Source organism: Conexibacter woesei Iso977N, from assembly GCF_000424625.1.
In the GTDB taxonomy this organism is placed as follows: Bacteria; Actinomycetota; Thermoleophilia; order Solirubrobacterales; family Solirubrobacteraceae; genus Baekduia; species Baekduia woesei_A.
This window is the reverse complement of sequence record NZ_AUKG01000003.1, coordinates 575742-588819: the sequence shown is the minus strand read 5'-3', so window position 1 is coordinate 588819 and position 13078 is coordinate 575742. Positions and strand designations below refer to the sequence as shown.

The window sequence follows — 13078 nt, the reverse complement described above, 5'->3', positions numbered from 1 at the left end:
GGGGTCCCATGTGAACACCAAACTGCCGCCGACCAACCCGTTCGGCCCCGAACCCCGCCCCCGGACCCGGCGAGCAGCCCAGCCACACCACCAACAGTGGCGCCGCCTCCAGCGCTGCTCGCCATCGATGCCCATCAACGACGGCCCCGCACCACCTCCAACGCCCCGCACTGGACGCCCGCGCCGCGACCCAGGCCGCTCAGCCCAGCGCCGCCACGATCGCGTCCCCCAGCTCCTCGGCGATCGCCTCGTGCTCCCGCTTGAGCAGGCAGCAGCGGATCGCGGTGACGTGATCCACATCGCCGCCGCGGTCGGCGAGCCAGGGGTGGATCGATGTCGCCCAGGCGCGGTCGACGCGCAGCGTCGCGACGTGCCAGCCGTCGGCGGCGAGCGTGTCGAAGGCGCGCTCCGCAGCCGCGCCGGGGTCGTCGGCGGTGGTCGCGAGCGCGCAGACGATGTCCAGCGAGGGATCGACGAGGAGTGCCGCGCGATCGTCGGCAGCGATCCGTTCGGCCAGCCGCAGGCCCGCGCGGCGCGCGGCGGACAGGTGCTGCCCGAGGCCGTCGCGGGTCAGCGGGAGCGCACGCAGCGTCGTCCAGAGCGCGGCGGCGGAGGCTCCGGCGCGGGAGCACTCGAGCGAGATCTCCCCCAGGTGCAGCTCGCTCGACGTGAAGTACGTATACGGCGACTCGTGCGCGTAGAAGCGCCCGACCGCCGGGTCGGCGAACAGCACGCAGCCGCAGCCGTAGGGCTGCAGGCCGTGCTTGTGCGGGTCGATGACCACGGAGTCGGCGCGGGCGAGCGCGGCGTAGGCGTCGGCGTCCACCCCGGGCTCGCCGCCGTCGGCGAGCAGCGCGAAGAAGCCGCCGTAGGCGGTGTCGACGTGCAGCCGCGCGCCGTGCTGCTCGCAGAGGTCGGCGATCTTCGGCAGCGGGTCGAGCGCGCCGAGCGCCGTCGTCCCGAGCGTCGCCACCACGGTCGCGACGCCGCCGCGCTCCAGCCGCGCCCGCAGCGCGTCGAGGTCCATCGCGCCGCGCGCGTCCTGCGGGATCGACTCGTGCTCCACGCCCAGCACCCCGCACATGCGCGAGTGCGTGTAGTGGGCCTGCGCGGAGGACACCACGATCCCGTCCGGGTTCAGCTCGCGCGCGACGAACAGCGCCTCGAGGTTCGCGATCGTCCCGCTCGACGTGAGGTGCCCGAGCCGCGGCGACGGCACGTGGAGCATGTCGGCGAGCTGCTCGACGACCTCCTTCTCCATCGCCGCCGTCGCCGGCCCGCCGTCGAGCGCGTGGTTGTTGGGGTTCAACAACATCGCCGTCGCGTACGCGGCCCAGGCGACCGGGACCGGCGGCTTGAGCATCTGCCCGGCGTAGTGCGCGTCGTTGTAGGGGTACGTGTCGCGCAGCCGCGCGGCGAGATCCCCCAGCGCCTCCGCGGCGGCCGGGTCCTCCGGCGCGGCGTCGGCGTTCAGCGTGCCGAGCGGCAGCAGCGCCGCGGCGCGCGCGGCGAGCCGCTCCGCGAAGACGTCGCCCAGCAGGTCATCGTGGTCGCTCACCCGGCACAGCATCGCCGATCTCCGGGACCGCGGCGCGCAGCTCCTGCGTGTACGGGTGCTGCGGGTTGTCGAGCACCTGCGCGGTCGCTCCCTCCTCGACGACCGCGCCGTCCTTCAACACCACGCAGCGCTCGCAGAGCTGGTCGACGACCGCCAGGTTGTGCGAGATCAACAGGTAGGACAACCCGCGCTCGTCGCGCAGGCGCTTGATCAGCTCCAGGATCCGTGCCTGAACCGTGACGTCGAGCGCCGACGTCGGCTCGTCCAGCAGCAGCACGCGCGGCTCGACCGCCAGCGCCCGCGCGATCGTGCAGCGCTGACGCTGCCCGCCGGACAGCTCGTGCGGGTAGCGGTCGGCCAGCGCGGCGTCGAGCCCGACCTCGGCCAGCAGCTCGGCGACCCGCGCCGCCCGCGGCGCGCCCTTCGGGACGAGGTCGTGGACCGCCAGCCCCTCGGCGACCGACGCGCCGATCCGCATCCGCGGGTTCAGCGCCTCGGTCCCGTCCTGCATCACGATCTGCACGCCGCGGCGGAAGGCCTTCATGTCGGCCCCGCGCAGCGACCTGATGTCCTTGCCCTGGAACGTGACCGTGCCGGCGTCGGCCTTCGTCAGCCCCAGCAGCGCCCGCGCGATCGTCGACTTCCCGGACCCGGACTCGCCGATCAGCCCGAGGCCGAACGGCCCGTCCGGGATGTCCAAGGACACCGACTTGACCGCGTGGTGGTCGCCGAAGCGGACGTCGAGCGCCTCGGCCCGGAGCACCACGGTGGACTCGCGCTCGCTCATGCCAGCCGCCCCCGCCCGATCACCGGCACCGCGTCGATCAGGGCCTTCGTGTAGTCGGCCTCGGGCGCGGTCAGGACCTGCTGCGCCGGGCCCTGCTCGACGACCGCGCCGTCGCGCATGACGACCACGCGGTCGGCCAGCCGGCCGATCACCGCGAGGTCGTGCGAGATGAACAACATCGCCGTGCCGTGCTCCTCGCGCAGCCGCGCGAGCAGTTCTACAACTTGCGCCTGGACGGTCACGTCCAGCGCCGACGTCGGCTCGTCGGCCAGCAGCACCTCGGCGCGCAGCGCGACCGCCAGGGCGATCGCGAACCGCTGCGCCTGCCCGCCGGACACCTGGTGCGGGTAGCGCCCCAGCAGCACCTCGTCGAGCGAGACGTCGGCCAGCGCGGTCCTGATCCGCGCGTCGGCCTCCGTGCCCTCGACGCCGTGCAGCGCGAGCGTGCGCTCGAAGTACTTGCCCAGCTTCAACGTCGGGTTCAAGGAACCCCGCGGCGACTGCATCACCATCGCGATCCGCCGCCCGCGCAGCGCGCGCCACTCCGCGTCCCCGAGCCCGAGCAGCTCCTCGCCGTCCAGCGTGATCGACCCGCGCACGTCGGCGCCCAGCGAGCGCGTCAGCCCCAGGATCGCCAGCGCGGTCATCGACTTGCCCGAGCCGGACTCGCCGGCCAGGCCGACGATCTCACCGGCGTTCAGGTCCAGCGACTCGACCCGCGCGACCACGCGCCCGTCGAACGCCACCTCGAGCTCCCGCACCTCGATCATCGCCGTCGCCTCGCCTTCGGATCGAGCAGCGTCCGCAGCCCGTCGCCGAGCAGGTTGAACCCGACGGCCGCGACAACGATCGCCAGCCCCGGCACGATCGCCACCCACCAGTTGGTCTCCAGCAGGCCCTGCCCCTGGTTGACCATCAGCCCCCACTCCGGTGTCGGGTCCTGCGCGCCCAGGCCAAGGAACGACAGCGCCGCCGCGGTCAGCATGATGCCCGCGGCGTCGAGCGACAGCTGCACGATCGTCGGCGGCAACGCGTTCGGGAGCACGTGGCGGACCAGCACCTTCCAGCGCGGGACGCCCAGCGCCGCGGCGGCCTCGACGTAGCCGCGCGAGGCGATCGCCTTCGCCGACCCGCGCGCCAGCCGCGCGTACCAGGGCCACCACGTCACGGCGATCGCGATCGCCGCGTGCGACGCGCTCGGCGACAGCACGGTCGCCAGCGCCAAGGACAACAACAACGCCGGGAAGGCGAGGAAGACGTCGGTGACGCGCATGATCACGTCGTCGACCCAGCCGCCGGTCGCGCCCGCGATGATCCCCAGCGGCACGCCGACCACCGCGCTGATCGCCAGGACGCTCAACACGATCAACAACGACGTGCGCGCCCCGTACATCACGCGCGTCAGGACGTCGCGGCCGAGCTGGTCGGTCCCGAGCGGGTGGTCGCCGCCCGGCTTCAGCAGCGTGTCGACCGGGTGCGTGACGTTCCCGGCGTCGGCCGGGTGCGGCGCCAGCAGCGGCGCGAAGATCGCGATCAGCACCAACACGATGATGATGCCCAGCCCGAGCGCCATCAGCGGCTGGCGCTTCAGCGCCGCGCCGAAGTCGCGCAATGGCGTGCGGCTGACCGCCACCTCCACCGGGACCGTCTCCATCACGCTCATGACAGCGACACCCGCGGGTCCAGCCACGCCTGCACCACGTCCACCACCAGGGTCGCGATCACGTACACGATGGCCACGAACAGGGTCACGCCGATGATCGCCGGCGTGTCCAGGGCCTGGATCGACGCGGTCGCGTACGACCCCAGGCCGGGCCAGTTGAAGATCGACTCCACCAGGAACGTGTTGACCAAGGCATAGGCGAACATCAGCGCCGTGACCGACACCACCGGGTTGAGCGCCGGGCGCAGCGCGAGCCGCCGGACGATCTGGCGCTCGCTGTAGCCCAGGCCGCGCGCCATCCGCACGTGGTCCTCGCCGAGCTGCTCGATCAGCGACGCGCGCGTCATCTGCGCGATCACGCCGGTCGGGTACGCGGCGACCGCGATCGCCGGCAGGATCAGGTGCGCCAGCGCGCTGCCGAAGATCGCGAAGTTCCCGCCCACCAGCGCGTCGATCACGGTCATGTGCGTGTACACGGTCAACGGGTGGGTGTAGTCCAGCTTGGGGTCGTACTCACCCGCGACCGGGAACCACGACAACTTGGTCGCGAAGATGTACTGCAACCCCAAGGCCAACAGGAACACCGGGGCCGACACGGACAACATGGTCCCGAGCCGGATCCCGGCGTCGCTGGCGCCGCCGCGGCGCGCGGCGATCATCCCGAGCGGGATGCCCACCACCAGCGCCAGCAGCATCGCGAAGCCGACCAGCTCCAGCGTCGGCGGGATCACGTTGCCGAGGTCGTCGAGGACCGGGCGGTGCGTGTGCAGCGCGGTCCCCCAGTCCCCGGTCAACGTGCCCTTGAGGTAGTCGCCGAGCTGCTGGAGCGCGGGCTCGTCGAGCCCGAACTCGTGGCGCACCTGCGCCAGCGCCTGGGGCGTCGCGTGCGGTCCGGCGTAGGCCACCGCCGGGTCGCCCGGGACGACCCGGGCGACCACGAAGGTGAGCACGATGACGCCGAACACGACGACCACCGCCTGCGCCAGGCGCCGCAGGAGGTAGTTGCGCATGGCTAGGCGCCCGCCCCCGGCGTGGCGTTGTAAGCGAACACGACGTTGGCGTAGGCGGGGTTGTCGCTGTAGCCCTGCAGCGAGGACCGGTACGCGCGCTGGTAGTTGTTGACGTAGAACGTCATCACGACCGCGTCGTCCTGGACCTTCTGCTGCGCCGACTTGTAGGCGTCGTCGGCGACCGTGCCGCCCTGCGCCGCCTTCTCCTGCAGCGCGTCGATCTGCGTGTCGAGCGCCGTGTCCTTGATGTAGGACAGGTTGAAGTTCGGCTCGCTCGACGAGCGGAACAGCGACGTGAACCAGGAGAACGCGTCCGCGTAGTCCGGGTACCAGTACATCATGAAGATGTCCTGGCGCCTGCCCGTGTTGGAGGACTTGGCCTGGTCCCACTGCGCCGTCCACTGCATCGCCTTGACCCTGAGGTCGATGCCGGCCTTGGCCAGGTCGGACTTCAGGATCGCCGCGGTCAGCGCCTCGTTGTCGTCGCCCTGGGCGAGCGTCAGCGTCAGCGACAGCCTCTTGCCGGAGCCGTAGCCGGCCTGGGCCAGCAGCGCCTTGGCGCCGTCGATGTCCTGCTTCTGGACGATCGAGTCGTCGTAGCCGGCCAGGCCCTCGGGGATGAAGCCGTGCGCGGCGGTCCCGGCGCCCTTGAGCGCGCTGATCTCGCCGTCGTAGTCCATGGCCTTGATCACGGCCTGGCGGATCCGCTTGTCCTTCAACGGCCCCGACGCGGTGTTCAACAGCCCGACGAGGTTCTCGAACGACGGCGCGGTCGCCTCGCTCATGCCCGACGCGCCCTTCAGCGACGCGAACAGCTGGGCGTTGAGCTGGCGCGCGAACGTCGCGTCGCCGGAGCGCAGCAGCTGCGCGCTGGTCGTCGCCTGCGGCACGTGGCGGAAGACGACGTGCGCGTAGTGCGTGCCGTCCCAGCCCTTCCAGTAGTCCTTGAACTGCGCCAGGCGGACCTCGACGTCCTGGCCCTTGTTCCACTTCTCCAGCTCATACGGGCCGGTGCCCGCCTCGTGGCCGGCGGCGAACCACTTGGCCAGCGTCGTGCCCGCGGGCGCGGCCTTCGTGTCGTAGATGTAGGCCGCGTAGGCCGACGACGCGATCAGGTCCAGCGGCGCCGGGTACTTCAACGTGAAGACCAAGGTGGTGGCGTCGGGGGCGGTGATCTTCTTGACCGCGCCCCACTCGTAGGCGGCGCCCTGGTTGAGCTTGATCGTGCGCTCGATCGCGGCCTTCGCGGCGGCCGCGTCGGCGGCGTTGCCGTCGTGGAACCTGACGCCCGGGTGCAGCTTGAAGGTCCAGGTCTTGCCGTCCGCGGACCTGGTGTAGGAGTCGGCGAGCTGCGGCTTGACCTGCTTGGCCCTGTTGTCATAGCGGACGAGCTGCTCGTACATGTTGTTCATGACCGAGATCTCGTTCGAGTACGAGGTCGCCGGGTCCCACCCCACCATCAGCTCGTTGCTGTCGAGGTAGGTGAACGTGGCGTCGCTGGTCGCGGCGCTCGCGGTCGTGGCCGAGCCGGACGCAGGCGCGCCCGTGCCGCCCGGCTGCTTGGTCGAGCCGCAGCCTGCCGCCGAGGCGGCCGCGACGAGCGCCGCCGTGGCGACGATGAGCGTCCTACGCATTCTGGATCCTCTGTTCGCTTGTCCGTAGCGGCCCGACGGCCTTGATCCGGAGCCGGACGATCGGCTCCGTCACGTAGGCCAGCGGCACCTCGTCCTGCTCGACCACCTCGACGCGGTCGCCGTCGGCGCCCGCCTCGACCGCGCGGCGGATCGCCCGCTCGCGCGCCTCCTGCAATTTCTCCGGGCGGTCGCCGTCGTAGGTGACGACCTCCTCGATCTGCCCGCTGACCTGCGCGATCGCCGCGCCGACGGCGTTGGCGACGTCGTGGTGGTCGGGGCGCAGCACCTCGCTGATGCCCGGCAGGTGGTCCGGGACCAGGAACGAGCCGCCGCCGACCGCGACCAGTGGGACGTCCTGCGGCGCGGTGCGCGCGCGGTCCACGGCCCCGGCCAGCAGCACGCCCGCGGCGGCGAGGATCGCGTCGCCGTCCAGCCCGGCCGGCGGCGCGGCGTCGCCGATCTGCGCGCGGCCCGCGCGGACCGCGGCGTCGGTGAGCGTCGTCGTCGCGCCGCCGAAGACCAGGCCATCCTGCGGGAGCGCGGCGCCGACCGACTGCGGGCCGACGCGGTAGCCGCCGTTGCCGTCGGAGGTGACGATCGAGCCGCCGCCGACGCCGATCGAGATGATGTCCGGCATCCGGAAGTTCGTGCGCGCGCCGCCGATGTCGATCGCGACCGCGGACTCGCGCGGGAAGCCGTGCTCCAGCGCGGCGACGTCGGAGGACGTGCCGCCGACATCGACGACGAGGCCGTCGCGGATACGCGACAGGAACGCCGCGCCGCGCATCGAGTTCGCCAGGCCCGAGCCGATCGTCAGGACCGGCGTCTGCGCGGCGGCCTCGACGCTCATCAGCGTCCCGTCGTTCTGCGTGAAGAACAGGCGCGCGTCGAGCCCGTGCGCGGCGACCGCGTCCATGACGCCCTGCGCCGCCGCCTGCGAGACCGCGACCAGCGCGGCGTTGAGCACCGCGGCGTTCTCGCGCTCGATGAGCCCGAGCGTTCCGACTTCGTGACCGAGCGAGATCACCACGTCCGGGCCAAGCTCCTCGCGCGCGACGTCGCGCGTGCGCAGCTCGTGCTCCGGGTCGGCGGGCGAGAACGCGCCGGTGATCGCGACGGCCTCCGCGGTTCCGGCCATCTCGCCGAAGAAGCGGCGGGCGGCCTCCAGGTCCAGCGGCGAGATCTCGCGGCCGTCGACCTCGTTGCCGCCCTTGATCACCGCGGCGCCCGCGAGGACCGCGTCGCGCAGCTCGGCCGGCCAGCCGATCAGCGGCCGGACGGCCATGCCGGTCGGCGCGGCCAGGCGCAGCACCGCGACCCTCTGCAGGCGGCGGCGCTCGAGGATCGCGTTCATCGCGTGGGTCGAGCCGACCATCACGTGGCTGATGCGCGCCGCCAGCTCGGCGTCGGCCGCGCGGTCGATCACGCGGTCCAGCGCGCCGCGCACGCCGGACGTGACGTCGGGCGTCGTCGGCACCTTGGCCTTCGCGCGCACGGTGTGCGCGGCGTCGAGCAGGACCGCGTCGGTGTGGGTGCCGCCGACGTCGATCCCGATCCGGAGGTCACGCGCGCTGGGCACTGGCGACCTCCTCGACCGGCACGTACTCGATGTCGTAGCCGAACGCCCGCGGGCCGGCGATGTCCAGGCCGCGCGGCGTGCGCCACAGCGGGTCGCACGGCAGCGCGATCACCGCGACGCGCTGGCCGAAGCGCAGCACCTCGGTCGGGACCGCCTCGCCGGACTGGTCGTCCACGAGCGAGATCAGGTCCGGGACGCAGCAGACCATCCGCCCGTCCTCGAACGCGGCGAGGTTCTCGTTCTGGATCTCGACGCGCAGCAGGCGGCCGCTGTCGTCGCCGGTCCCTTCGATCGTGACGCTGCCGCGGACGAAGCCGCCGGACGTCGTGCGCTCGACGTCCACGATCTTGCCCTCGATCAGGTCGAACGCGCCGAGGTGCTCGACCAGCGCGGCGACGCCGTCGGTCCCGCGCCCCCGTAGCGCGCGCCCGATCTCGATCGCCCGCGTGATCGAGCCCTCGACGATCGCGCCGCGAGCCTCGGCGACCGACATGATGTAGTCGATCTCGACCGCGCTGCCGCCCATCGAGACGGCGGCGGTGCGGGCGAGGCGCTCGGCCCACAGCTCGTCGACCGGCTCGAAGCTCGCGATGTTGCCGTGCGGGTCGCAGAGCAGCACGATCCCGGGCGGCAGGCCCGCGACGTTCATGGACACCATCTGGACCTCGGGGAACGCGCGGCCCATCGCGTCGCCGTCGATGATCGGCAGGTCGAGCAGGCCCGCGTAGGCGACCGGCTTGACGCCGTTGGAGCCGCCGATCTCGACCGGCATCAGCGCGGCGACGCGCTTGCGGAAGCGCTCCTCGACGTGGGCGCGCAGCAGCGCGGCCTCGGTCCCGGCGGGCAGCTTCTCCAGCGAGACGGTCGGCGCGCCGATCGTGCCGATCGGGAGGATCAGGCCCTCCGGGTCGAGGTCGTCGAGCGTGACGAGCCGGACCGGGCCGTGCTCTTCGAGCACCTGCTTGGCCATCAACTCGCCGGGGTAGGTCCCGCCGCCGCCCCCGGTGCCGAGGATGCCGCAGCCGACGCCGAGGTCGTCGATGTCCTCCAGGTGGACGTGGGTGCGCCGCGGCGTCACTTGTTGGTGTCCTCGAAGGCGTGCGGGTAGTCGGCGCGGGCGCGTGCCTCGCTGAGGTAGCCGTCGCGGACGTCGGCGTGGACCGCGGCCGCGTCGCGCTCGGCGGGCGCGCCGTAGCCGCCGCCCCCGCCGGTGTGCAGATGGACGACCGCGCCCGCGGGCAGCGGCACGCGCGTGGCCTTGTTGTAGGACGTGGTCGTCCCGTCGGGCAGCACGACCTCGAGCGCGTTGGGCCGCGCCTCGGTCCCGCCGGCCAGGCCCCACGGCGCGTTCTTGGTGCGCTCGACGGTCGTCGTCATGTAGGCGTCCTCGAGGAAGCGGAACGAGTAGTCGACGCCGAGGCCGCCGCGGTGGCGCCCGGCGCCCGCGGAGTCCGGCACCAGCTCGACGCGGTCCATCAACCACGGGTTCTTGGCCTCGGCGACCTCGATCGACGCGACGCGCGTCGAGGCCTCGGAGATGTGCATGGTCCCGGACTGGCCGTCGCCGTGGACGTGGCCGCCCTGGCCGACCGCGTGCGGGCCGCCGTCGGTCCACGGCTCCCTGCCGCCCGCGCGCGTGCCCCAGAAGACGAGCGCGCAGATGTCCCCACCGGAGCAGGCCGGGACGGCCTCGGGCATCGCGCCGAACAGCGCCTGGTAGATCGCCTCCATCGCCTGGTCGCCGGCCCAGCCGTAGAGGAAGCACGGCGCGGGCGGCAGCGGGTGGAAGAGCGTGTCCGGCTTGGTCAGGACCTCGATCGCGCGGAAGTGGCCCTCGTTGGGCGCCTCGCCGCCACCGGCGATCATCGCGATCGCGATGCGGGTCGCGGAGACCGTGGACGGCCGCGGGCAGTTGATCGGGCCGGGCCGGACCGGCGGCGCGTCGGTGTAGTCGACGGTGACGTCGGAGCCCGCGATGTTGATGGACAACTCGAACGGGACGGGGTCGTCGGAGATCCCGTCGGAGTCCATCTCGCCGCGCCCGATATAGCGGCCGTCGGGGAGCTTCTCGAACCAGCTGCGGACGACGGCCTCGCCCGCGGCGTACATGCGCTCGACGCAGTCGCGGAAGGTCTGGACGCCGTGGCGCTGGACGACGCGGTCGAGCGCGGCGGCTCCTGCTCTCACGCCCACGACGAGGGCGTTGATGTCGCCCGCGACCATCTTCGGGACGCGCGAGTTGGCGGTCGCCATCCGGTAGATGTCGGAGACCAGGCGGCCGCGGGAGAACAGCTTGACGCCCGGGAAGATCGTGCCCTCCTGGAAGACGTCGACCGTGTCGGTCGAGTACGGGTCCTTGCCCCCGATGTCCAACCAGTGGGCCTTGATCGCGCTGTAGCCGATCAGCTCACCGTCGGCACCGTCGTCGCCCTGCAGGAAGACCGGCATGACGACCGCGACGTCCTGCGGGTGCGAGCCCGTGCCGTAGGGCACGTTGTACAAGATGATGTCGCCGGGCTCGAGCGCGTCCTGGCCACCGACGGCCTCGACCGCCTCGGTCACGCAGAACGACATGGTGCCCATGAACGTCGGCAGCGTCGGGGCCTGGGAGAGCAGGCAGATGTCGCGGTCGTAGAGCGCGGCGGCGAAGTCGAGGACCTCGTAGATCACGGGGCTGAACGACGTCCGGATCAGCGCGCGCTTCATCTGCTCCGCGGCGGCGTTGAGCGCCTGGCGGACGATCTCGGTGGTGACGGGGTCGGCGCCGCGGGTCACGGCCTGCGTCTCGCTCATGCCTGGTCTCCGGCGGTGACGGTGATCACGAGCGCGCCCGTCGCGTGGACGGTCGCGACGTGGCCGGCGTCGAGGTAGGTGGTGGTCGTCGGCTCGGTCAGGATCGCGGGGCCGGCGAGCGTGTCGCCGGGCGCGAGCGCGGCGCGGGCCTTGATCGGGAACGTCGTGCGCTCGCCCTTCGTGAAGGACCAGGCGTCGATCGCGTTGTTGGTGGCGTCGCTCGGCGCGGTCGCGTCGCCGTCGCCCGCCGCCATCCGGGCGTTGGCGTCGTCGCGCAGCGGCGTCGTGGCGATCACGCGGTAGGTGACGATCTCCAGCTCCTCGTCGAGGACGGCGCCGAAGGCGCGGCGGTACTCCTCGGAGAAGCGGGTCCGGACCGCGTCGGCCTCGTCGTCGAGGACGATCGTCAGCGTGTGCTCCTGGCCGACGTAGCGCATGTCCACGTGCACCTCGATCTGGCGGCGCGGGTCCGGCGTGGCACGCGCGTCGAGCTCCTCGATCAGCTCGGCGATCAGCGGCTGGGCATCCTGTAGGCCTTGGTCGCTGAGGCGCGTGAGGCGGGTGCGGCTGCTGGTTTGCGCGAGGTCGACGCCGAGCAGACCCCAAGCGCTCAGGTTCCCTGCGTGGGGCGGGACGACGATCGTCGTGATGTCGAGCTCGTGGGCCATCACGGTCGCCAGGACGGGGCCGGCGCCGCCGAAGGCGACCATCGCGGCGTCGCGCGGGTCGCGGCCGGACTCGACGGTGATCGAGCGGATCGCGTCGGCCATGTGGGCGCAGGCGACGCGGATGACGCCGCGGGCGACCTCCTCGGCGTCGGCGAAGCCGAGCGGTGCGGCCAGCGGGGCGAGCGCGGCGCGGGCGAGGTCCGGGTCGAGGACGACGTCGCCGGCGATCGGGCCGGGCGGGAGCATGCCGAGCAGGACGGCGGCGTCGGTGACGGTCGGCTCGGTGCCGCCGTGGCCGTAGCAGGCGGGTCCGGGGCGGGCGCCCGCGGAGCGCGGCCCGACGCGGAGCAGGCCGCCGGCGTCGACCGAGGCGATCGACCCGCCGCCGGCGCCGATCGAGCGGACGTCGACCCACGGGGTCTGCAGCGGCAGGCCGATGATCGAGCCCTCGTAGAGGACCGGCGCGCGGCCGTCGGCGACGAGGCAGGTGTCGAAGCTCGTGCCGCCGACGTCAGCGGCGATCACGTCACCGAGTTGTAGGAGTCGCACCAGCTCGGTGACCGCGGCGACGCCCGCGACCGGTCCCGACATGATGGTCTCGAACGGCCGGTCGGTCGCCTCGGGGAAGGAGAGCGCGCCGCCGCCGGAGCGGGTGATGAACGCGCCGCCGCCGAAGCCGCGGTCGGTCAGGCCGCCGGCGAGGCGGTCCAGGTAGCCGCCCATGCGGCGCCGGACGAACGCGTCGATGACGGTCGTGCAGGTGCGCTCGTACTCGCGGTACTCGCCGGAGACGCGGTGGCTGAGGCTGATGTCGCCGTCGAAGCCGGCCTCGCGCAGGAGGCGCTCGGCCTCGCGCTCGTGCTCCGGGTTGGCGTAGGCGTTCATGAACGCGATCGCGACGGCGTCGACGCCTTCGGCGGTGAACGTCCTGGCCGCGGCAAGGACATGTTCTTCGCGCAAGGCCATGTGGATGCTCCCGTCGGCGCGGACGCGCTCGGCGACGGGCAGGCGCAGGTGGCGCGGGACGAGCGGCTCGGGGGCGCGCCAGAACAGGTCGTAGGGGTCGTCGCGGTCGCCGCGGCGCAGCTCGAGGACGTCGCGGAAGCCCTCGGTGACCAGGAGGCCGACGGTCGCGCCGCGGCGCTCGAGCAGCGCGTTGAGGCCGACGGTCGTGCCGTGCACGAAGGTCTGGGCGCCGGTGAGGGCGTCGGCGCTCAGCGACTGGGCGATCGCCTCCAGGACGCCCTCGTCCGGCCGGGCCGGCGAGGTCAGCTGCTTGCCGACGACGACGGCGCCCGTGGACGGCTCGTGGGCGATGAGGTCCGTGAAGGTGCCGCCGACGTCGACGCCGATGCGGATCCCGGTGGGGGCGGGGCCTGGCATGAG

At 72.7% G+C, this 13078-nt stretch carries 10 protein-coding genes; all 10 read right to left on the bottom strand.

The genetic code is table 11. The annotated features are described in order from the left end of the window. Nucleotides 1–199 precede the first annotated feature (199 nt). The 10 genes from H030_RS34845 to H030_RS0124370 are packed head-to-tail and all read right to left on the bottom strand — an operon-like array spanning nucleotide 200 to nucleotide 13075. Nucleotides 200–1558: a pyridoxal phosphate-dependent decarboxylase family protein gene (locus H030_RS34845; RefSeq protein WP_051223595.1), complete on the bottom strand. Its 1359-nt coding sequence runs from the start codon at nucleotides 1556–1558 to the stop codon at nucleotides 200–202. Further along, a complete protein-coding gene (locus H030_RS0124410) occupies nucleotides 1542–2345 on the bottom strand; it encodes an ATP-binding cassette domain-containing protein (protein WP_027008066.1) in 804 nt (267 codons plus the stop codon). The genes H030_RS34845 and H030_RS0124410 overlap by 17 nt, the downstream gene beginning before the upstream one ends. After that, nucleotides 2342–3115, bottom strand: coding sequence for an ABC transporter ATP-binding protein (locus H030_RS0124405; protein ID WP_027008065.1), 774 nt, complete (start codon nucleotides 3113–3115; stop codon nucleotides 2342–2344). Before H030_RS0124405 ends, H030_RS0124410 begins: the two co-directional genes overlap by 4 nt. Further along, nucleotides 3112–4008 (bottom strand): ABC transporter permease, encoded by an 897-nt coding sequence (locus tag H030_RS0124400; protein ID WP_196809260.1) that lies wholly within the window; start codon nucleotides 4006–4008, stop codon nucleotides 3112–3114. The genes H030_RS0124405 and H030_RS0124400 overlap by 4 nt, the downstream gene beginning before the upstream one ends. After that, nucleotides 4005–5018, bottom strand: coding sequence for an ABC transporter permease (locus H030_RS0124395; RefSeq protein WP_027008063.1), 1014 nt, complete (start codon nucleotides 5016–5018; stop codon nucleotides 4005–4007). Before H030_RS0124395 ends, H030_RS0124400 begins: the two co-directional genes overlap by 4 nt. A gap of 2 nt (nucleotides 5019–5020) precedes the next feature. Continuing rightward, complete coding sequence (locus H030_RS0124390) at nucleotides 5021–6652, bottom strand: ABC transporter substrate-binding protein (protein WP_027008062.1); 1632 nt, start codon at nucleotides 6650–6652, stop codon at nucleotides 5021–5023. Continuing rightward, nucleotides 6645–8231 (bottom strand): hydantoinase/oxoprolinase N-terminal domain-containing protein, encoded by a 1587-nt coding sequence (locus H030_RS0124385; RefSeq protein ID WP_027008061.1) that lies wholly within the window; start codon nucleotides 8229–8231, stop codon nucleotides 6645–6647. The genes H030_RS0124390 and H030_RS0124385 overlap by 8 nt, the downstream gene beginning before the upstream one ends. Beyond that, nucleotides 8215–9309 (bottom strand): DUF917 domain-containing protein, encoded by a 1095-nt coding sequence (locus H030_RS0124380; RefSeq protein WP_196809259.1) that lies wholly within the window; start codon nucleotides 9307–9309, stop codon nucleotides 8215–8217. Before H030_RS0124380 ends, H030_RS0124385 begins: the two co-directional genes overlap by 17 nt. Next, nucleotides 9306–11024, bottom strand: coding sequence for a hydantoinase B/oxoprolinase family protein (locus H030_RS0124375; RefSeq protein WP_027008059.1), 1719 nt, complete (start codon nucleotides 11022–11024; stop codon nucleotides 9306–9308). The genes H030_RS0124380 and H030_RS0124375 overlap by 4 nt, the downstream gene beginning before the upstream one ends. Further along, nucleotides 11021–13075: a hydantoinase/oxoprolinase family protein gene (locus H030_RS0124370; RefSeq protein WP_027008058.1), complete on the bottom strand. Its 2055-nt coding sequence runs from the start codon at nucleotides 13073–13075 to the stop codon at nucleotides 11021–11023. Before H030_RS0124370 ends, H030_RS0124375 begins: the two co-directional genes overlap by 4 nt. Nucleotides 13076–13078 lie beyond the last annotated feature (3 nt).